This is a genomic window from Desulfovibrio sp. OH1186_COT-070 (assembly GCF_003860215.1).
Lineage (GTDB): Bacteria > Desulfobacterota > Desulfovibrionia > Desulfovibrionales > Desulfovibrionaceae > Desulfovibrio.
Genome location: NZ_RQYH01000011.1, coordinates 43,926 through 65,210 on the forward strand (window position 1 = coordinate 43,926; position 21,285 = coordinate 65,210).

Genomic DNA, 21,285 nt, shown 5'->3' on the forward strand with positions numbered 1-21,285 from the left:
TGTCAGACGGTGGCGCAAAAAGCCTCGTACGCCGTCGCGTCCATCAGCCCCTCGGGCTTGCGGGCCAGCTTGACGCGCAGAAGCCAGCCCTCGCCGTAGGGAGCGCTGTTGCACAACTCCGGTGTGTCTTCCAGTGCCCCATTGACGGCCAGAACGCTGCCCGCCACCGGAGAATACAGATCGCTGGCGGCCTTGACAGATTCCACGGAACCGAATTCCGCGTGCTCCGCAAGTTCGCCGCCGACTGCGGGCAGTTCCACATAGGTAATGTCGCCAAGAGATTCCTGGGCAAAGTGAGTGATGCCCACCACGGCCTCGTCACCCTCGATGCGCACCCATTCGTGACTTTTGCTGTACAGGATGTCCGCAGGATTGGTTGTCATGGCTGCTCCTGAAAATAAGGTTACGGAATTGCCCGCTGTGCGCCGTCAGGCGAGCTTTTTGCGGGCCGAGCCTTGCCTGTAAAAGGGAATTTCCGTTTTCCGGGCGGGCAGCTCCGTCCTAGAGGCGCGCACGAGAAAATTTTCTTCATGGGCATGAGCGGCATGGATCCAGGCAAAGGCAATGGCTGCGCCCACCGATGGTGCAAAGGAGCCGCTGGTCACGCGCCCCACCGCAACACCGTCCGGCAGGGCCACAACATCACCGTGCCGCGCGGAGCGGCGCCCCTCGATGACCAGAGGCACCAGTACCTCGGCTACCCGTTGCGCTCCCTGCTTGCCCACATAATCGGCCTCGCTGGTCAGCATGCGACCCATGCCAGCCTCTGCGGGGCTGTGAGCCGCGTCAAGGTCATGCCCGTACAGAGGAAGGCCAGCCTCCAGGCGCAGAGTGTCGCGCGCGCCCAACCCCACAGGTTTGACCCGTGCATCGGCAAGCAGGGCAACCCAGAAAGCCTCAGTTTTTTCTGCCGGAAGATAAAGTTCGTACCCCAATTCCCCGGTATAGCCTGTGCGGCTCACCAGAAGGGGCACATTTTGCCACCGGGTTTCACGAAAAGAAAAATAGCTCAAATCACGCAGATTCTCGCCCAAAGCACCTTCCAGCACTTCCAGAGAATCCGGCCCCTGCAGATCAATCTTTCCGGTACTGGAGGAAATGTCTGTCAATTCCACGCTGTGGGGAAGCCGCTCGCGCAGTACGGAAAAATCACCGGCGGCGCAGGCGGCGTTGACCACTGCCATAAAGGAGTCGGGGCCAAGGCGGTACACAATGCCGTCATCCAGTACCCCTCCGTTTTCGTTGAGCAAAAAACCGTAGCGGCATTTGCCGGGCGCAAGGGTGCGCAGGTTGTGGCTGAGGGCTTTTTCCAGAGCCTGCTCCGCACCCGGCCCTTCAATGCGGAACTCGCCCATATGGCAGATATCAAAAAGGCCCGCATGGGCACGGACATGGTGGTGTTCGGCAAGAATTCCCTCATACTGGATGGGCATGAGCCAACCGGCGAAGGGAGCCATTTTGGCCCCGTGCGCTGTGTGCCATGCACTGAGCGGGGTATGCATCTCTGACATGCGGACTCCTTGCGGCTGCGGGATGCGGCGAAAAAATGACAAATTTCTGTGACGAATGTACCCACCCACGGCGCGCCCTGTCCACAGAAAAAATGCCTGGAGAGAAAGAAAGCGGGGAGATCACGACTCCAGTGCGAAAAAACGCCGGGCATTGTCCCCGCAGGCGCGCCACAGGCTTTCCACGTCTTCCCCGCGGGCCAGGGCCACCTCTCGCGCGGTAAAGACCGTCAAGGCCGGTTCATTGCGCCTGCCGCGCCACGGCAAGGGCGCGAGATAGGGGGCATCTGTTTCCAGCAGCAAGCGGTCGGCGGGCACAAGGGCCACAGCCTCGCGCAGGGCCTCATTGGCCTTGTATGTCACAGGCCCCGGAACAGAAATGTGCCAGCCGTTGCGCACAATGCGCCGGGCCAGTTCCGGCCCCTTGCCGAAGCAGTGCCAGAGCAGCGGGTAGCCCACAAAACCCTGCGCTTCCAGCACCATGAGGGTTTCCTCTTCCGCCTCACGGCAGTGGATGACCACAGGGCGCTCCACGGCACGCGCCAGGGCCAGTTGCTCGCGCAGAACCTCGTACTGGACTTCTCTGGGGCAGTCCTTCCAGTAAAAATCAAGACCGATCTCGCCCACGGCACGGAGGCGGGGCTCTGCGGCAAAGGCATCGCGCATGGCCGCCAGATGCGCCGGAGTGTACGTCTGCCCGTGACAGGGATGGATGCCCAGCAGAAAAAACACTTCGGGGTGGGCATCAAAAAGACCGCGCCGGGCTTCAAAATCCTCCGGCCCGAGAAAAACATTGCCTATTTGGGCAATACCCGCCATCTTTGCCCTGGCCAGCACCTCCGCGCGGTCCCCGTCAAACTCCCCGCCGTCAAGATGCGCATGGCTGTCCACACCGCACAGAGGCAGGGCATGGTCCAGCGGGTCTTCCCGAAAAACTTTTTTTGCCGCCATCACAACCTCAAAGCTCTTTTCGTCCGCATGCCGCCGCATCCCTTGCCGGTATTTTTTCGTGCAAAAGAGGTTTCCCCGCCCGGAGTCCGGGGAGCAGAAACGGCAAAGCTTTCCGCTCCATTGCCATTCCCGCACAGGCAGGCTATACTCCCCAATGGTCACAAGGGTGTGAAAAACCACAAGCGGCCCGAAGAATATATACTATCCCGGCGCGAAACGCGAGTGCCTGCTTTTTCGTTGTCCGGTCTTTCCTTTCAAGCCTTGCGGAGGGGAAAATGCATCTGCGTAAGCGCGTTATGGTCACCGGAGGTTCCGGTTTTCTGGGTTCGCACCTGTGCGGGAAGCTGCTCGAACAGGGGCATGAGGTGCTCTGTGTGGACAATTTCTTTTCCAGCGCCCGCGCCAATGTGGAAGAATTCATGGACAACCGGCGCTTTGAGCTTGTCCGCCATGACGTGACCTTTCCCCTCTATGTGGAAGTGGACGAAATATACAATCTGGCCTGCCCCGCCTCGCCCGTCCACTACCAGCACGATCCGGTGCAGACCATCAAGACCTGCGTGCACGGGGCCATCAACATGCTGGGCTTGGCCAAGCGCCTTGGGGCTCGGATCTTTCAGGCGTCCACCAGCGAGGTGTACGGCGACCCCGAAGTGCACCCGCAGACCGAAGACTATTGGGGACATGTGAACCCCAACGGGATACGCTCCTGTTACGATGAGGGAAAACGCTGTGCCGAGGCCCTTTTTTTTGCCTACCGGCGGCAGGGCGGCCTCCCCATCAAGGTAGGGCGTATCTTCAATACCTACGGCCCCAAAATGCACCCCAACGATGGACGCGTGGTTTCCAACTTCATCGTCCAGGCGCTGACAAACCAACCCATTACCATTTATGGCGACGGCAGCCAGACCCGCTCTTTCTGCTATGTGGACGACCTTGTGGAATGCATGCTCCTTCTCATGGCCTCGCCTGCGGATTTTACCGGCCCCATGAACATGGGCAATCCGGACGAATTTACCATCAGGGAACTGGCCGAAACCGTTGTGGGCATGACCGGCAGCCGATCTGTCATCAGCTACAAGCCTCTGCCCGGCGACGACCCCAAACAACGCCGCCCCGACATTGCCCTCGCCCGGGAAAAACTGGGCTGGGAGCCCAAAGTACCTCTGGCAGAAGGCCTGAAAAAAACCGTGGCCTATTTTGACGCGCTGCTTGCCAACGCGCAGCTTCCGACATCATGACCGCCCTTGCACTGACTCTCTGCCTTTTTGCTGCGGCAGCAGCGGCCACCGCCCTGACGGCCGTGCGTGCTCCCTCGGCAAAAACCGCGCGCGCAGCCAACCTTGCCGGGTGCGCGGGCGGTGCTCTGGGCTGCGTTGCCGGTTTGTACGCGGCTCTTTCCGGCTCGTGGGAGCACACAGCGTCCCTGAGCCTGCCCTGGGGCTTGCCTGTGGGTGCATGCACCCTGGGGCTGGACCCCTTGAGCCGCCTCTTTCTGCTGCCTGTTTTCGGCTTGGGGCTGGCCTGTACGCTCTCCGGCTGGCACAGCCTGCGCCATGAGGATCCACAGCGCCACAATCTGGGCGCACACTGGTTTTTCTTTCTGCTGCTCCTGCTGGGGCTGACACTGGTCATCACGGCACGCGATGCCATTTTTTTTCTGCTTTCCTGGGAGCTCATGTCCCTTGCCCCGTTTTTTCTCATTGCCTTCAACGACAGGGACAGAAAAGCGCGCGATGCCTCCTGGGTATATCTGGTGGCAGCACACTTGGGGGCGGTGGCGCTCATGGCCCTTTTCGTGCTGTTATGGCAGAGTTCCGGCGTCACCTCTCTGGACGCCCCCCACGAGGCAACCGCTCTGCGGGAGGCACTGCTCCACCCCGGCGTAAGCACCACGCTTTTTGTGCTTGCCCTGCTGGGTTTCGGCGCAAAAGCCGGCATTGCTCCCCTGCACGTCTGGCTGCCTGAGGCCCATCCCGCAGCGCCCAGCCATGTTTCCGCCCTGCTTTCCGGTGCCATGATCAATGCCGGACTGTACGGCCTTTTGCGCTGCCTGGGACTGCTGACATCCTTCGGGCAGCCGCCCGAATGGTGGGGATGGGTTCTGGTGGCACTGGGGATTGTCACTGCCCTCATGGGCATTCTCAAGGCCATGGCCCAGAGCAATCTCAAGCGTCTGCTTGCCTATTCCAGCGTGGAAAACATGGGGCTCATGTTCATGGGCGCAGGGGCCGGGCTTGTGGGCCAGGCCTGCGGCAATGCCTGGATCGCGCTTCTGGGCTTTGCCGGAATGCTGATGCACATGCTCAACCACTCCGCTTTCAAGGGACTGCTTTTCTTGTGCGCCGGAGAAATTCTTCACGCCACCGGCACAGTACGCATGGAGCAACTGGGCGGGCTGCAAAAACGCCTGCCGCTGCTGGGGGCCGCTTTTTTCCTGGGCGCGGCGTCCATCGCCTGCCTGCCGCCGTTCAACGGCTTCTCCGGTGAACTGGTGTTGGCTCTGGCCCTGCTGAACGGCCCGGATCTCATCGGGATAGAACGGCAGGCGGGCCTGCTTCTCTCCCTTGCCTGTCTTGCCCTTGTCAGCGGTCTGGCGGCGACCCTCTATGCCAAGGCGTATGGCATCAGCTTTCTGGGAGAAGCCCGTACAGGCTTTGCCGCCAATGCCCGCCCCCTGTCATGGCAGGTTCTCTGGCCGCTCGCTCTCCCTGTGGGGGCCTGTATTGTGGGCGCGCTGGGCGCTCCCTGGCTTTTCACCCTGACGGCGGACACCGCGCAGGGCATTCTGCGCCTTCCGGAAAGCCTGACACCCGACATTCTTGCCAGCCGCTCCCGTATTGAGGACAGCCTGCGTGCCGTTGTGATTGTGGGAATGGCGGGACTCACGCTCACGGTGGGGCTGACCTGTTTGCGCGCAAGGCTGCTGCGGCAGCGGCCACCCGCGCGTGCAACAACGTGGGGCTGCGGCTATCAGGAAAGCTCCCCCCGTGTTCAGTATACCGATGCCGCCTTTTCCGAACCGCTGGCCAAGATCTTTGCTCCGGTCATGGGCCTCAGAACGCAGTTGCGCCTGGACGAAAAGCTTTTTCCCAAGCCGGGTCTGCTGGTCGTGACCGCACCTGACCGCCTGCGCACCGGCCTGTTTGCCCCGCTGTTCGAAAGCGTGGAAAACATCTGCAATGCCTGCAAAATCATCCAGCACGGCAAAATCCATATCTATATTCTCTATATTCTGGCGACCCTCGTGGGGCTGCTGGTATGGGGCCTGCATACATGAACGGGGAAACGGCATTGTATCTCGCGCATCTGGCGCTGGCCCTGCTGCTGGCCCCTCTGCTGCCCGGCATCATCAACCGCGTCAAGGCAATCTTTGCCGGGCGGCGCGGCAGGCCGCTGCTGCAAACCTACCACGACCTTGCCAAACTGCTGCGCAAGGGAGAGGTCATCAGCCAGACCACCACCTGGGTCTTTACCACAGGGCCGTGCGTCTCTCTGGCTGCGGCTGCCTGCGCCCTGGCCCTGCTGCCTCTGGGCGGTACGGCATCTCCCCTTGCCTTTGCCGGAGATTTCATGCTCGCGGCCTGCCTCCTGGGCGTGGGGCGCTTTGCCATTGTGCTGGCGGCGCTGGATACGGGATCAGCCTTTGAGGGCATGGGGGCAAGCCGTGAAGCAAGCCTGTCCGCCCTTGCGGAACCGGCGCTTTTTCTGGGCATCATGGTGCTCGCCACCACAAGCATGGCGCTCGGCGGCACTTCTGAAAACGCCTTTTCGCTCTCGGCACTGCTTTCGGGGCAGATTGCCGAAGCCTGGATGACGGGCAGGGGTGAACTGCTTCTGCTGCCGATGATCTTTTTTCTCCTCCTGCTGGTGGAAAATTGCCGCATCCCCGTTGACGACCCCAATACCCACCTGGAATTGACCATGATCCATGAAGTCATGGTTCTGGATCACTCCGGACCGAGCCTTGCGCTGATCCTCTACGGCGCGGCGCTCAAGCTGTGGTTTTTTTCCGCTCTGGTGGCGGGCTTGGTCACACCGGATCTGCCCGCATGGCAGAAAGTCGGGGCACACCTCGCCCTTGTTCTGCTGCTGGCCGTGGCGACAGGCATTGTGGAGTCGGTCATGGCCCGCCTGCGCATGGAGCGCGTCCCCCTTCTTCTGGGCGGCGCGGCGGCCATGTCCGGTCTGGCTCTGCTGCTCTCCCTGATGCGATAGCCGAGGTAAGGCATGCTGCTCCAATCCTGTCTTTTCCTGTTCATGCTGAGCAACTTCCTGCTGCTGGGGGCACCCCGCAGCGCAGGCCTTATCCGGCTGACAGCCCTGCAGGGAGTGCTGTTGGCAGCACTGCTCGCAGCCATGCAGCAGCACGCTCTTCTGGCAGGAGCAGTGCTGCTCATCAAGGGGCTGTTGTTGCCGGGCATGCTCCGGCGCACACAGAAAAAGCTGGATTCCGGCCAGAAGGGCTGCCCGCCCCGCAGGCTCGGTGCCGGAATGCTGGCAGGCATGGTGGGACTCACCTTTTCCATATGGTTCGACGCAAAGCTGCTCATGCCACCGGGCCTGTTTCCGCCGCTGCTTTTGATCACGGGGCTGACCACCCTTTTCTGCGGGCTCATCCTGATCGTGGGGCGTATTACGGCCATCAGCCAGGTTATCGGATATCTTGTGGCGGAAAACGGCATTTTTCTGCTCGGATCACCGCTGATGACCAACAATGCCGTATGGTTTGAACTGGCACTGCTGCTGGATGTCTTTGTGGCGGTTTTTGTCATGATGATCGCCGTAAGGCATATCAGGGACTCTTTCTCATCCATTGACGTGATCCGTTTTCATGACCTCAGGGACTGACAAAACGCGCATGCTGCACACGCGGGGCGCAATGCTCTGCGCCGCACAGGACTTTTGCCCATGCTGATTCTTCTTTTGCTCCTGCCCTTCTGCTCCGGCTGCCTCATGCTCGCGGGAGGCCGCCCGGCGGCATGCCGCACGGCCCTGCTGCTTACTGCTCTGGCCCATACGGCGTTGGCTGCTCTGGTTGCCGTGCGCGTGGGGCGTGGGGAAACACCCAGCGCGTGGGGCGGCCTACTGGCACCCGATGCCTTGGGAACCCTCTTTTTGATGCTGTCCAGCGTGCTGTTTCTGGCAAGCTCTTTCTATGCCCTTTCCTACCTGCGCGCCGAGGCTGCCCAGACCGAGCGTACCGATATCAACAGCAACGGCCGCTTTACCAATGCTCCGGAACGACGCTTTACCGCCTGCCTTTGCTTTTTTCTTGCGGCCATGAGTCTGGTGACCACCACCCCCCACATGGGAGCGCAGTGGGTGGGCATTGAAATGACCACTCTTTCCACCGCTCCGCTCATCTATTTTCACCGCCATCGGCAATCTCTGGAAGCCACCTGGAAGTACCTCATCATCTGTTCCGTGGGCATTGCTCTGGCTCTTTTGGGCAATATCCTGCTGAGCATTGCCTACCATGCGCCCAGCATTGCCAACGCCGGACAGGAGAGCATGGATCAGGTGAACTGGTTTGTGCGCCATGCTCTGGCCGCCGAACCCACATGGCTCAAGGCTGCCTTTGTTTTTCTGCTGGTAGGCTACGGAACAAAAATGGGCCTCGCGCCTCTGCACAACTGGCTGCCCGATGCGCACAGCCAAGCTCCCTCGCTGGTTTCCGCCCTGCTTTCGGGCGCACTGCTCAACTGCGCCATGCTGGGCATTCTGCGCGGACACCAGATCATGCAGGCTGCGAACCTTGGCGACACTTCCGCAAGCATGCTGGTTTTCTTCGGTATGTTCTCCATCGTGACCGCCGCTGTTTTCATTGTGGGGCAGGGACACTACAAGCGTCTGCTGGCCTATTCCAGCGTGGAGCACATGGGAATCATCGCTCTCGGCATCGGCACGGGCGGCTTGGCTGCCTCCGGCGCGCTGCTCCATGCTGTCTGCCACTCCCTGACCAAGTGCATGCTTTTTCTTCTCTCCGGCAACATTCTGGCCCGCTACCACACCTACTCCAGCTATGACATCCGCGGGATGCACCGGACCATGCCCGTCACCAGCGCCCTGTGGACAGCCGGTTTTCTGGCTGCGGCAGGATCGCCGCCGTTCGGCCTTTTTGTCAGCGAAATGCTTGTGTTCCGGGGCATGCTGGATGCCGGCAGCCTCTGGCTGGCCGCAGGTTATCTGACGGCTCTGGCAATCATTTTCATCGGCCTTTCCGTAACCATGCTGCGCATGACACGGGGCGACAGCCCCCCCCACATGCCGCAGATGCGCCATGAGCCTCTCCTGAGCGTTGTGCCCCCGCTGGTGCTGGGGGGCGGTGTTCTTTTGCTCGGCCTCTGGATTCCCGACTGGCTGTGGGATTTTCTTGCGCGAGCCGCTGAACTGACCGGAAGGCAGGGCGGATAGCTCCGGGCAGGCAACAAGGCACATTTGTGATTCCGAGCGCCCGGATTCTTTCAGGAGACACGCATGATGTTTGACTACCGCCACAGCGCCCCTCTGCACGAGCTGCCTGTTTTGTCCGCAACGGAATTGTGCGGGCATCTGCACACGGCACTTGCCGACGGGTGGCGGCTGCTGGGCCTTTTCGGCCTGCAGGAAGCATCGGGCGTGGTCTTGTGCTGCGTGCTGTGCCACGACCCTTCACGCCGTCTTCAGGCCATGCGCACCCCGTGTCTGGAAAGTTTTCCGTCCATGACCCCTTCCTGCCCCCAAGCCCATTATTTTGAAAGGGAAATCCACGAACAATGGGGGCTGGAACCGCAAGGACATCCCTGGCTGAAAAACGTGCGCCGCATTCCCGATGCCCCCGTGACACCCCATGGCGACACCGCGAACGCTCCCACCTCCTACCCTTTCTATCGCGTGGAGGGTGGTCATGTGCACGAAGTGGCTGTAGGCCCCGTGCATGCCGGCGTCATTGAGCCGGGGCACTTTCGCTTTCAGTGCTACGGAGAAAATGTTCTCCATCTGGAGATCGCTCTGGGCTACCAGCACCGGGGCATGGAACACATGTTCGTCCACGGCCCCGGGGAGCGCCGCCTGCCTCTGGCGGAATGCATTGCCGGCGATACCTCTGTGGGGCACGCTCTGGCCCACTGCGTTTTGCTGGAGCGATTGACAGAAACAAAAATTCCGCACCGCGCCCAGCTTGTGCGCCGCATCGGGCTGGAACTGGAACGGCTTGCCAACCATGTGGGCGATCTTGGCGCCATTGCTGGCGATACGGGATTTTTGCCTACTGCCTCGTGGAACGGGCGCATCCGCGGCGACTTTCTGAACATGACTGCATCCCTGTGCGGAAACCGCTTCGGACGCGGCCTCGTGCGCCCCGGAGGCGTAGCGCACGATCTGTCGCCCGCCCAATGTGCGGATCTTCTGGCCAGGGCACACAGCGCGGGCCGCGATGCTCTGGGGTCCGCCGAGGTGCTGTTGCATTCCCCCAGCGCCTGCGAGCGCCTGACCGGAGTGGGCGTACTCAGCAAGGAATACGCCCTGCAGTTGGGTGTTGTGGGCGTGGCCGCGCGCGCCTGCGGCCTGCCCCTGGACGCGCGCCAGCACGCCCCGCTTTCCGATCTTTCGGGCTGTGTGCCGCGCACGGAAAGCAGCGGCGACGTCATGGCCAGAACTCTGGTGCGCCGCCACGAACTGGAAGACAGCCTGCGCTTGCTGGAAGCGGATCTTTCCGCCTTGGCCGAACTGCCTGCAGACCCTGCCGCGACAGGAGATATCCGTGCGCTACCGCCAGACACGCTTGCCGTGGCGCAGGTGGAGGGCTGGCGGGGAGAAATCTGCCATATGGCGGTGACAGGCCCGGACGGCAGACTGGCGGCATACAAGATCGTCGATCCTTCCTTCCGCAACTGGCCGGGACTTGCCGTAGCCCTGCGGCACAATCAGATTTCGGACTTTCCACTCTGCAACAAAAGTTTCAATCTGTCGTACTGCGGACACGACCTGTGAGGCATTGCCATGCTGCGCATCATCAAGGAACGGCTGCGCCAGAAATACCGTACTCAGGACTACCCCCGCCGCATGCCGGTTCTCCCGGCACGCTACCGGGGCCTCCCGCATATTGAGCGCGTCACCTGCGGCTCCTGCCGCGCCTGCCATACCGCATGCCCGACAGGCGCTCTCACGCCCGCTGACGGAATACAGGGCGGCCCGCCTGCGCTGGATATGGGGCTGTGCACTTTTTGCGGCGCCTGTCACGCGGCCTGCCCGCAAAAGGCCATTACGTTCACCGGGGAACACCGCATGGCGTCCTTTACGCGGGAAGGGTTGATCATCACGCCCGGTCTTTCCCCCGCGCCGCCTCCGGCCGCGCCGGAAAAATTCTCTCTTTTCCGCAAGTCCCTCAGGCTGCGTCAGGTCAGCGCGGGGGGATGCAATGCCTGCGAAGCCGACTGCAATGTCCTCACCACCCTGGTTTTTGACTTGGGGCGCTTCGGCATAGATTTTGTAGCCTCGCCGCGCCATGCCGACGGTTTGCTGATTACCGGGCCGATTCCGGAAAACATGCGGCAGGCGCTTGTGGACACCCTCACCGCCACCCCCGAACCGCGCGTGGTCATTGCTGTTGGCGCGTGCGCCATTTCCGGCGGCCTGTTCCGGTCAAGCCCCCTGTGCCGCACGGGCGTGCAAAGCCTTTTTCCGGCAGACCTTTTTGTGCCGGGCTGCCCGCCCAACCCCTGGACCATTCTTGATGCCCTGCTGTCACTGCAAGGCAGAAATCGGACAAGGGTGTCCGGATAACATATGAAATTTTATGAAGGTGCATTGCCATGAGCAAGTTGAATGTTGATCAAAAAAGCATCAATGAACTCTTGACCGCCAAGAATGCAAATTTTTTAATTCCTGATTATCAACGCCCATATGCATGGGGAGAAGAAGAGTGTCAAACTCTCTGGGATGACATTTTTACTTTTGCTTTTCCTGACAATGATATGGATGCATTCAACCAAAATGACGAATATTTTCTCGGATCCATTGTCACATATAGAAATTGCAAAAACCAATCGGAAGTCATTGATGGTCAACAAAGACTGACGACAATGATGCTTCTTTTGCGCGCTTTTTATGACAAATTTGGAGCGATGCAAGATAATGCATCTCAAAAGATGAGAGAAAATATCTCCGCCTGCATTTGGATGACGAATGAGTTCAACGTGGCAGACAGGAAAAAATTGAAAATTGACTCAGAAGTAGCCACTGATGATGAAAAAGAAGAATTTTTGACTATCCTACATGCTGGATTACCGGATAACGCACGCAGTAGATATGCAAAAAATTATCGATTTTTTGAAGACAAGATTAAAAAATTCATCGCTGAATACGCATCATATTTGCCGTATCTGCCTGCGCGGATTCTCAATAACTGTATTCTCCTGCCCATCGAGGCAGATTCACAGGATACTGCATTACGAATTTTCTCGACACTTAATGACCGCGGCCTCCCGCTTGCTGATGCCGATATTTTTAAAGCACAGTTTTACAAATTCTATGAGAAACAAGGGAAAAAAACTGCATTCATTGAGATTTGGAAAGAATTATCCTCAGGTACCGAAGAAATTTTCCATCCAATCAATGGTACTCCAATGGATGAACTGTTTACAAAATATATGTACTTCATCAGAGCGTCCGAAGGCAACAAATCTACGACAACTGAAGCCCTTCGCAAGTTCTACGAAACAGATAAATACCGCCGGTTGCTGAAAGATCGCACCATATCTGATTTGAAGGAGCTTTTGAGCTTCTGGAAATCCGTTGCCCAACAGGATGACGACCGTTTTTCCTCAGATGTGCTCAAACGGTTATTCATATTAAAATTTGCCCCGAACGGGATGTGGGAGTACTTCACATCTGTCTATTTTCTGTCTTATCGTGATACCGATGGCAATTTGGATGATGCCGAATTTGAAAAATTCCTTTCGAAGATTACGGCGTTTATCTTTGCCTATGCACTAACAAACCCTGGTGTAAATGCGTTGCGTACCCCAATTTATTCTGAAATGCTTAAAGTTTACAAAAAACAACCATGCGTTTTTGCGGAATTCAAATTTGATGAAGAACACTTCCGTGCAGCACTCGAAAATTACAAGTTCACAAACAATAGATCTGTTACTCGATCAATGCTAACATGGTATGCTTTCAAATCTCCAGAACAGAAACTTCCAGCACCAGGAAGAGAGAGCTTTAATATTGAACATATCTATGCAAAGGGACGCTACAAGAAGGAAAATATTCTCACGGATCAGAATATCCTCGAAAAACTAGGCAACAAGATACTTCTTGAAAGATCTATCAATATCCGGGCATCTGACTATAAATTTAAAGACAAAAAAAGATATTATTGCGGATACACTGATGCCAACAAGAAAATCTACCATGGAAGCGATATTGCTGAGTATGGCATTCTTGTTAACATGGAAGATTTTACTGAACATGACATTCGAGAACGAGACAAACAAATACACAATGAGTTTATAAAATACCTCAAGGATGAAGGGTTACTGAAAGGCTGACAATAGGATCAGGCTAGGCTTGGGGAGAATCGCTGGTTAAAATCGAAGATGATAATGGCTGTCACAGGCAAATCAATATATGCAGGAACAGCTTCTCAGAGGCGAATCACAATGACTGAATTTTCGGTTGACCCCGCAGTTTTGAGCCGTGCCCAAGGCTGCCTGCTTGGTCAGATCGCTGGAGACTCTCTTGGCAGTTTGGTCGAGTTTCAGTCGCCGGAGCGAATTCGTTGCAACTATCCGGCTGGTTTGCGGGATCTTGCCGATGGCGGAACCTGGAATACCATCGCTGGTCAACCGACGGATGACTCAGAAATGGCCTTACTGCTGGCGCGGATGTTGGCAAAACACGGTGTCTATGATCCCGATGCTGCGCTTCAGGCTTATCAATTCTGGCTTCAGTCTGCTCCTTTTGACTGCGGTATGACCATTTCCGCTGCTCTCCGAGGTAGCCCTAACCTAGACAGCCAAGCTAACGGCGCCATGATGCGGATTAGCCCACTTGGTATTTGGGGAGCCAACTACCCATTAGATAAAGTGGGCGAATGGGCCGGGCAAGACGCCGCCTTGACCCATCCTAACGTGGTGTGTCTACAAGCGAATAGCCTTTTTGCCATGGCCATTGCTTATGCCGTCGCTTCTGGCTGTACCGCCAGCACCCTCTATCAGAGTATGAAACAGTGGGCTGCTGACTTGGCAGTTGACACTGCGCTTATGCTTGTCGTTGATAGAGCTGCTGAAGACCCTCCGGCTGACTACGTCCGCCATCAGGGCTGGGTGTTAATAGCGCTTCACAATGCCCTCTGGCAACTGCTACATGCCCAAACTCTTGAAGCTGGCGTTGCTGATACCGTTATGCGGGGTGGAGACACTGATACCAATGGAGCCATCTGCGGGGCACTTTTAGGTGCCGTCTACGGCTTAAACGCTATCCCCGCCCAATGGACTAACCGGATCATGAACTGTCGCCCCAAGGCTGGACAGCCCGGTGTTCATCGTCCTCGCCCAGAATGTTTTTGGCCTGTGGATGCATTGGAGTTGGCTGAACAGTTAATCGCTGGCAAGAAATTTGAGTAGAGTGAAGTGGTAGAGGTTCCCTCCGGCTAGCTTGAAGCACCAGATTACCCTGTGAGCAGGCTACGCCGAGGTCGATTATGTGGATGACCACGGGACGGTGAGGTGTAGCAGGCACGATGCCGAGATGGCAGGCATTCTCAGCCGCCACAGGCAGGTGCAAATCCCCTGCGGAGGATTTGCGCCTGCCTGTTCTCCTTGATGGGGAGGTGCTTTGCGTTGGCCGGGCTAACCGCTGTAGTCGCCCCTGTTGAACTTGAACTTTTCCGTGGCAGTCAACACTTCAAGTTCGGTAAGCAGAGAGTCCAGTCCGGGATTCTGCCCACGGGCGGGGTCTTTGCCCAACGCGGAAACCTGACCGTCTATGCCCTGCAAAAGGGTATAGGCTTCACGCAGGCTCCCCTGGCCGCCTCCTCCCAGCGCCGCACGGTACGAATCCCACATGTCCAGTGTGCCTGATGCAAGAGCAAAAGCCGCCTGCATGGCTGAGGCATCGGCGTCGGCTGTCGCGGGCTGGGCTTTGCCCAGCAGCATCTGGCTGATCATGGAAGCCTGACCGGCCTGCACCGTTGGGACCGGAGTACCGGCCTGCGCGGGAGAAGACGCAAGCTCCATCTGCTGCGCCAGCGCCGCGCCGAAGCTCTTTTCCGGCGACGCAGAAGACCGGGAAACACCGGACGACTGCTCCTGCTGCCGCACAAGAGCTTCAATTTGTGCATTGATTTTCATACTGCCTCCAAATAGTGCCTTTTCCGCATTCACGCACCAGAGCATGCAAAATAACTGCCAAAAACCCCATCGGAAATTCTCCAATTTTTTCAGGGAGGCTCTGCTTCACTGCCCGGAAAAATTTTCCCCCTTGGGCGCACCCCAAGAAAATCCTTGTCTATCCGCCAAAGAATGTCTACTCTTTTTATGAGGGCAAAAAACTTCCGCCCTGTTACCGACAGCACATTCCGGCCCCAAAACTGCTTTGCGAGAAACACAGGAGATTGTCATGAAGGACATCAAGAAAATTCTTTGTGCGGTGGATCTTTCCGAACACAGCAAAGAGGTGGCGCAATACGCAGTATTGATGGCCAAGGGTCTCGGCGCGAGCATTGTTGTGGTGTATACAGCCCCCTCCCTGAGCCAGTATGTGGGTTTTCACGTGCCGCCCAATACCATTGAAAACTTTGTGGGCGAAATTGTCAGCGGGGCGGAAAAATCCATGGAATCTTTCATTGCCGAGCACTTTGCAGGGGTCGACGCAAAGGGTGTGGTGCTCATCGGTTATGCGGCAGAAGAAATCCTCAATCGCGCCAAAGAAGAAAATGTGGACATGATCGTCATGGGCACTCACGGCCGCAAAGGCCTTGACCGCATCCTGTTTGGCTCTGTTGCGGAAAAAATTGTCAAGAACGCCACCATCCCCGTGCTGACCGTACGCCCCGCAGGAGCGGACGCGGCCGCATAGCAGACTCCCGGGGCCGCGCCATCCACACGGAGCACAAGAAGCGCGGCGCGAACTCCGCGAAACGGGATTTGGCATCAGCTTGGGAGTGGCTGCCCCACGGGCAGCCACTCCGTTTTTCCTCCCCTGCCCCGCCTTTGCCGCGCAAGCAAAGAAGCATCCCTTGGCGAGAGGCTGTTGTCATTCCGCACTGCTTCCGCTAAACGTATTTTCTTTTGCGCGGGCAAAAGTCGTTGCTTCCGCGCACAGCCTCACAGGGAGAAAGCATGCTCAGCCTACGCCAGGAAATCACGGGCCTCAAAGCCTATTCTCCGGGCCTCTCCATCGCGGAAATCCAAAAAAAATACAGCCTGTCCCGGGTCATCAAAATGGCCAGCAACGAAAATCCCCTGGGCCTGCCCCCGCTGGCTCGGGAAGCTCTGATGCGGCATGCCGCAGAGGCTTTCCGCTATCCGCAGGGAGGAAATCCCCGTCTGGTTGAAGCCCTTGCCGCACGGCACGCGGTTGATCCGGCCACCCTTGCCGTAGGTAACGGTTCTGACGAAATCATCGACCTGCTCATCCGGATTTTGGCCGTTCCCGGCAAGCACAATCTGGTGTGTTTTTCCCCCTGCTTCAGCATCTATCCCATTCAGGGGCAGATTTGTGGCGTTGAGATACGCCGCCGCCCCTTGAAGCAAGACTTTCTTTTTGATTTTGACGCCCTGCTGGAGGCCGTGGATCAAAACACACGCCTTGTCTTTGTGACCACGCCTGACAATCCCTCCGGCCATTGCCCGCCACGCGCCGCGGTTCTCCGCTTGGCGCAGAGTCTGGCAGAGTGCGCTCCCGACTGCCTGCTGGTCGTTGACGAAGCCTACATGGACTTTGCCGGGGACGAAAAAGAGCACTCCCTGCTGGCCGCTGGCATTTTGCCGAAAAATACCGCCAGCTTGCGCACATTTTCCAAATGCTTCGGCCTGGCGGGGCTGCGCGTGGGCTACGCCGTGCTGCCGCAAAAAATTGCAGACGGTTTCTGGCGCGCCCGGCTGCCTTTTTCCGTAAATATTCTGGCAGAGGAAGCCGCTCTGGCCGCACTGCGCGATACGGAATTTCTCGCTGCAAGCCGGGAGGTCGTGCTCTCGGGCCGCGCGGTACTGCACGCGGGGCTTGAGGCTCTCGACTGCCGTGTCTGGCCCAGCGAAGCCAATTTTCTCATGTTCCGGATGCCGGAGGGCGCGCCCACCGCTGCCCACTGCTTTGAAGCATTGCTCAAGAGCGGCATCATCATCCGCCCGCTGACCAGCTACGGCCTGCCCGATCACCTGCGCGTGAGCGTGGGAGACCCTCAAGAAAACAAGGCATTTCTGGATGCCATGTCCCGCATATGTGCCGCCGCGCCTTCGGGGAGGCCCGCATGAGCCATTTTTTGCCTGTTGTCACCCTGGACGGCCCGGCAGGCGTGGGCAAGACCACCCTGGCCAGACGCATGGCCGAAAATCTTGATCTGCCGTACCTGGACTCCGGGGCCATGTTCCGCTGTCTGGCGCTCAAGCTGGGCCGGGACGCGGAAAATTTGCCCGAAGGCGAACTGCGCGCCCAGTGCGCCCAATGGACGTTCAACCTTGCGGGCAGGGGGCGAAAGTCCGTTTTGCTCTGCAATGGTCAGGCCGTGGGTGACGAGGTGCGCACAGAGCATGTGGGCATGCTGGCAGCGCGCATCGCCACTGTGCCTGCGGTGCGGGAAATTCTGCGCGCGGTTCAGCGTGCCATCGGCGAAAAGTCTCCTCTGGTGGCAGAGGGGCGCGATATGGGCACAGTGGTGTTTCCCGAAGCGCGGTTCAAGTTCTTTCTGGATGCCCTGCCGGAAGTGCGCGCCGCGCGCCGCCTGCGCGAGCTGGAAGAACGGGGAGAAAACGCGGAACTGGCTGACCTCACGGAACAGATCCGCAAGCGAGACGCCCTGGACCGTAATCGCGCCGTGGCTCCCCTGCGCCCGGCGCGCGATGCCTGCGTGGTGGACACCTCCCGCCTGGATATTCAGGGAGTACTGGGGGTCATGCTCCACCACATCAGTTTGCACGGCGGCAGGCATGCCCTTGCCGCCGGGATGCCGTCCGCCCTGTAACCGCGCGGGCGAACAGACGCCTCATCTGGTTCCGAAAATGCGGTCGCCGGCATCTCCCAAGCCCGGAATGATGTAGCCCTGCTCGTTCAGGCAGTCGTCAACGGCGGCCGTGTATATGTCCACATCGGGGTGGGCCTTCTCCACTCTGGCAATGCCTTCGGGCGCACAGACCAGAGTCAGGCTGCATATCTGACGGCAACCGTGCCTCTTCAGCAGGTCGATGGTGGCAACAAGAGAACCGCCTGTGGCCAGCATGGGATCAAGAATGATGGCCAGCCTCTGCTCCATGTCACTGGCCAGCTTCACATAATATTCCACGGGCTCCAGGGTTTTTTCGTTGCGGTACAAGCCCACAACACTGATCTTGGCACCGGGAATCATGCCGAGAACTCCGTCCATCAAACCCAGCCCCGCCCGCAAAATGGGAACCACCGTCACTTTTTTTCCCGAAATGGCTTCCGTGTCCACCCAGCCTGCCCAGCCCTGCACGCGCTGCTTTTCCGTGCGGATGTTCTTGGTCGCCTCATAAATCAACAGCATTGCGATTTCATTGGAAATCACACGAAACTCGCTGGTCGATGTGGACGCCATGCGCAAAATGCCCAGTTTATGGCGCACCAGAGGATGATCAACAACATGAACGGCCATGTTCCCTCCCGGAATTTTCATCCTGTTTGTCAAAGAATACAAAAAGTTATTCATACCCATACCGATTGTCAAGACATGGATCTGCACACATGTCGACACTACTGCTCCCGGCTACCGCAATCGTTCGCCTTGCACGCGGCCAAGCCAACCTGCTCGCAATTTCCGGATCTGCGGGAATTGCCGCCCGCAGCCCTGTACGCTATCATGCCGCAAGGCGGCGAAACAGCAGGCCGCATGAGCCCGCGAATTCCGGCGGCCGTGCCGCCACCACGGCAGCGCAGGCTTGTTTTTGTCAGGCGTGTGCTCTTGGCACACGAAAACACGGCACTGGAGGTGCATATGCCAGCCACCGTATACTATGCGGATACGAACAGCCGCTCTCACGAAGACAGCAAGATCGCCAAGGTAGCGCGCCTTTGCGATGCTGTTGGCCTGAAAAAAAAGATCAAAAAAAATGACCTCACCGCGGTCAAGCTCCACTTTGGAGAATACGGCAACGACACCTACCTGAACCCCGCGCTGGTGCGGCAGGTCATTGACAAAATCTGTGACGCCGGGGGCAAGCCCTTTCTCACGGATACGGCGACACTCTACTCAGGCAGCAGGCAGAACGCCGTGGACCATCTGCACACGGCCTATCTGCACGGATTCGCCCCTTCCGTGGTACGTGCTCCCATCATTCTGGCCGACGGCCTGTACGGGGAAAATGACGAGGCCGTGCGCATCAACGGCAAGCATTTTGAAAAAGTATACATCGCAACGGAAATCCGCCGCGCTCCGGCCATGGTCGTGCTCTCGCACTTCAAGGGGCACGAAATGGCCGGTTTTGGCGGCGCCGTAAAAAATCTTGCCATGGGTGCGGCTTCCGTGCGCGGCAAAAGGGAGCAGCACGCAACCCGCGTTCAGATTGCCGAAAAAACCTGCATCGGCTGTGGAAAATGTGTCAGGGTCTGTCCGCAGAAGGCTCTGGGCATGCACGACAAAAAAAGCGTGCTTGATCCCGAACGCTGTATCGGCTGTTTTGAGTGCATCACGGTCTGCCCCGAAAAGGCCATTGGCATAGACTATGCCACGGAAATGGAGCCCTTTGTGGAGCGCATCGCGGAGTACGCGTACGGCGCTGTCAAGGGGAAAAAGAAAATCTGCTACCTCAACTTTGTTCTCAACGTCACGCCGGACTGTGACTGCGTGAGCTGGAGCGATCTGCCTCTGGTGCCGGATGTGGGCATCCTTGCGTCTGCCGACCCCGTGGCGCTGGATCAGGCCTGCTTTGACCTTGTGGAACAGGCACCCCGCCTTGGCCGGAAAAAGGCGAAACCGGGGGTGGACACTTTCACCGCACGCTGGCCGGAAACCCGCGGAATTGTACAGTTGATCCATGCCGAAACCCTTGGTTTGGGCAGCCGGCAATACACGCTGAAAAAAATCTGACACAACGCCGCGTGCTCCTTACCGGAGCACGCGGCGCACACTTTGGATCCGCAAAAACGGTTGATCAGGCAGCCTTACGGATGGGGCGGCAACGGAGGCCGGGCCTGCGCGTAGCTCTTTTTCATCCTGTACCCCACCCAGACGCAGAGAATCCAGAAGGGCACAAGCATGACGGAAACCCCTTCGCCGATCTGCACAAGAACAACGAAAACCGCAACAATGAAGGCCAGGCAGAAGTAGTCGGACCAGGGATGCCAGAAAGCCCTGAAATGGATTTTCTCTCCGGCCCGCAGCATGGCCGCGCGGAATTTCAGGTGCGTCAGGGTAATCATGGCCCAGTTGATGACCAGAGCCGCGACCACCAGAGCCATGAGAACGCCCAGAGCGTTTTTGGGCATGGCATAATTGAGCAGCACACAGAGCAGGGTTGCGCCCGAGGAAATCAGAAGCGCGTATACCGGAACCCCGCGCGCGCTGACCGTGCCCAAGGCGCGGGGCGCATTGCCCTGTAGCGACAGCCCGTAAAGCATGCGGCTGTTGCAGTACACACAGCTGTTGTACACCGAAAGCGCGGCAGTCAGAACAACAAAATTGAGTACTCCGGCAGCGGAGGGAATGCCTATCAGGTCAAAAATCTCCACAAAGGGGCTGGCGGTCATGGCTTCGGCCCAGCGGCTCTTGTCCACAGGAGCACCCAGCTTGTTCCAGGGGTGCAGGGTCAGCAGCACGGTGAGCGCGCCGATATAAAAGATGAGTATCCGGTAAATGACCTGATTGACGGCCTTGGGGATGGTCGTGCGGGGATTGTCTGTTTCGGCGGCGGCGATGCCCACCAGTTCCAGCCCCCCGAAAGAAAAGGATACCACCGCCAGGGCCGTGAACACGCCCCCCCATCCGTGGGGCAGAAACCCGCCGTGGCTCCACAGGTTGGACACAGACGCCTCCGGCCCCGCATGCCCTGAAAGAAGCAGCAGACAGCCCAGGCAGATCATGGCGATGATGGCCGATACCTTGATGAAGGAAAACCAGAACTCCATTTCGCCGAAAAACCGCACATGCGCCAGATTGATGGCATTGATGAGCAGAAAGAAAAGGGCTGTGGTCTGCCAGGGTTCCATTGCCGGAAACCAGTACTGCACATACACCGCCACCGCCGTCAACTCCGACATGCCCACCAGCACATAGAGTATCCAGTAATTCCAGCCCGACAGAAGGCCGGGAAAATCCCCCCAGTACTTGTGGGCCAGATTGCTGAAGGAACCGGCCACCGGCTCCTGCGCCATCATCTCTCCCAACTGGCGCATGATCAAAAACGCCACAAAGCCGCCAAGGGCATAGCTGACCAGCACCGCCGGGCCGGCCATCTGGATAGTGCCCGCGGAACCGAGAAAGAGCCCAGTTCCGATGGCCCCGCCAAGCGCAATAAGCTGGACATGCCGGTTTTTCAGGGCACGCTTGAGTTCTGGCTGTGTGTTTTTCATATCTGCCTGGGCGGCGACCCCGCCGGGTCGCCCGGTTACAGTGCTGCGGACAGAAAAAACCGTCGCGCGCAAAATATGCGGCAACAAGAACTCAGGC

19 protein-coding genes are annotated in these 21,285 nt (G+C 58.3%); 13 read left to right on the top strand and 6 right to left on the bottom strand.

Going from position 1 to position 21,285, the window contains the following annotated elements:
• Positions 1-2: 2 nt before the first annotated feature.
• From gcvH to EII23_RS05630, 3 genes are all read right to left on the bottom strand, one after another.
• Entirely contained in the window at positions 3-383 is a 381-nt protein-coding gene (gene gcvH, locus EII23_RS05620; RefSeq protein WP_124792410.1) for a glycine cleavage system protein GcvH, read from the bottom strand.
• Positions 384-428: 45 nt separating this feature from the next.
• On the bottom strand, positions 429-1,511 hold the full coding sequence (gene gcvT, locus EII23_RS05625) for a glycine cleavage system aminomethyltransferase GcvT (RefSeq protein WP_124792411.1): 1,083 nt from the start codon (positions 1,509-1,511) through the stop codon (positions 429-431).
• Positions 1,512-1,631: 120 nt separating this feature from the next.
• Entirely contained in the window at positions 1,632-2,459 is an 828-nt protein-coding gene (locus EII23_RS05630; protein ID WP_124792463.1) for a TatD family hydrolase, read from the bottom strand.
• A gap of 275 nt (positions 2,460-2,734) precedes the next feature.
• Between EII23_RS05630 and EII23_RS05635 the strand changes: the two genes are divergently transcribed.
• The 9 genes from EII23_RS05635 (at position 2,735) to EII23_RS05675 (ending at position 14,071) form a co-directional block, all read left to right on the top strand.
• The gene (locus tag EII23_RS05635; RefSeq protein ID WP_124792412.1) at positions 2,735-3,700 is read left to right on the top strand and encodes a UDP-glucuronic acid decarboxylase family protein; all 966 of its coding nucleotides are present in this window, start codon (positions 2,735-2,737) and stop codon (positions 3,698-3,700) included.
• The gene (locus EII23_RS05640) at positions 3,697-5,739 is read left to right on the top strand and encodes a proton-conducting transporter membrane subunit (protein ID WP_124792413.1); all 2,043 of its coding nucleotides are present in this window, start codon (positions 3,697-3,699) and stop codon (positions 5,737-5,739) included. Before EII23_RS05635 ends, EII23_RS05640 begins: the two co-directional genes overlap by 4 nt.
• Entirely contained in the window at positions 5,736-6,677 is a 942-nt protein-coding gene (locus tag EII23_RS05645; protein ID WP_124792414.1) for a respiratory chain complex I subunit 1 family protein, read from the top strand. Before EII23_RS05640 ends, EII23_RS05645 begins: the two co-directional genes overlap by 4 nt.
• A 12-nt stretch (positions 6,678-6,689) precedes the next feature.
• A complete protein-coding gene (locus EII23_RS05650) occupies positions 6,690-7,310 on the top strand; it encodes a hydrogenase-4 component E (RefSeq protein WP_124792415.1) in 621 nt (206 codons plus the stop codon).
• Positions 7,311-7,370: 60 nt separating this feature from the next.
• On the top strand, positions 7,371-8,876 hold the full coding sequence (locus EII23_RS05655; protein ID WP_124792416.1) for a proton-conducting transporter membrane subunit: 1,506 nt from the start codon (positions 7,371-7,373) through the stop codon (positions 8,874-8,876).
• A 63-nt stretch (positions 8,877-8,939) separates the two neighbouring features.
• Positions 8,940-10,433 (top strand): NADH-quinone oxidoreductase subunit C, encoded by a 1,494-nt coding sequence (locus tag EII23_RS05660; RefSeq protein WP_124792417.1) that lies wholly within the window; start codon positions 8,940-8,942, stop codon positions 10,431-10,433.
• Between the two features lie 9 nt (positions 10,434-10,442).
• Positions 10,443-11,225, top strand: coding sequence for a 4Fe-4S dicluster domain-containing protein (locus EII23_RS05665; protein WP_124792418.1), 783 nt, complete (start codon positions 10,443-10,445; stop codon positions 11,223-11,225).
• A 29-nt stretch (positions 11,226-11,254) separates the two neighbouring features.
• Positions 11,255-12,994, top strand: a complete 1,740-nt coding sequence (locus tag EII23_RS05670; RefSeq protein WP_124792419.1) for a DUF262 domain-containing protein — start codon at positions 11,255-11,257, stop codon at positions 12,992-12,994.
• A 111-nt stretch (positions 12,995-13,105) separates the two neighbouring features.
• Positions 13,106-14,071 carry an ADP-ribosylglycohydrolase family protein gene (locus EII23_RS05675; protein WP_124792420.1) on the top strand — a complete coding sequence of 322 codons (966 nt, stop codon included), beginning with the start codon at positions 13,106-13,108 and terminating at the stop codon, positions 14,069-14,071.
• Between the two features lie 225 nt (positions 14,072-14,296).
• Here EII23_RS05675 and EII23_RS05680 read toward each other — a convergent pair whose 3' ends face one another.
• Positions 14,297-14,797, bottom strand: a complete 501-nt coding sequence (locus tag EII23_RS05680) for a hypothetical protein (RefSeq protein WP_124792421.1) — start codon at positions 14,795-14,797, stop codon at positions 14,297-14,299.
• Positions 14,798-15,065: 268 nt separating this feature from the next.
• Between EII23_RS05680 and EII23_RS05685 the strand changes: the two genes are divergently transcribed.
• The 3 genes from EII23_RS05685 (at position 15,066) to cmk (ending at position 17,628) form a co-directional block, all read left to right on the top strand.
• Positions 15,066-15,524, top strand: coding sequence for a universal stress protein (locus EII23_RS05685; RefSeq protein ID WP_124792422.1), 459 nt, complete (start codon positions 15,066-15,068; stop codon positions 15,522-15,524).
• A 263-nt stretch (positions 15,525-15,787) separates the two neighbouring features.
• A complete protein-coding gene (gene hisC / locus EII23_RS05690) occupies positions 15,788-16,921 on the top strand; it encodes a histidinol-phosphate transaminase (protein WP_124792423.1) in 1,134 nt (377 codons plus the stop codon).
• Entirely contained in the window at positions 16,918-17,628 is a 711-nt protein-coding gene (cmk, locus tag EII23_RS05695; RefSeq protein WP_124792424.1) for a (d)CMP kinase, read from the top strand. The genes hisC and cmk overlap by 4 nt, the downstream gene beginning before the upstream one ends.
• Positions 17,629-17,649: 21 nt before the next feature.
• Here the strand turns inward: cmk and upp are convergent, their stop codons facing one another.
• Positions 17,650-18,276: a uracil phosphoribosyltransferase gene (gene upp, locus EII23_RS05700; RefSeq protein WP_124792425.1), complete on the bottom strand. Its 627-nt coding sequence runs from the start codon at positions 18,274-18,276 to the stop codon at positions 17,650-17,652.
• A 339-nt stretch (positions 18,277-18,615) separates the two neighbouring features.
• On the opposite strand from upp, the gene EII23_RS05705 reads away from it, so the two are divergent.
• A complete protein-coding gene (locus tag EII23_RS05705) occupies positions 18,616-19,707 on the top strand; it encodes a DUF362 domain-containing protein (protein ID WP_124792426.1) in 1,092 nt (363 codons plus the stop codon).
• A gap of 74 nt (positions 19,708-19,781) precedes the next feature.
• Here EII23_RS05705 and EII23_RS05710 read toward each other — a convergent pair whose 3' ends face one another.
• Positions 19,782-21,188, bottom strand: a complete 1,407-nt coding sequence (locus EII23_RS05710) for an amino acid permease (RefSeq protein ID WP_124792427.1) — start codon at positions 21,186-21,188, stop codon at positions 19,782-19,784.
• Positions 21,189-21,285 lie beyond the last annotated feature (97 nt).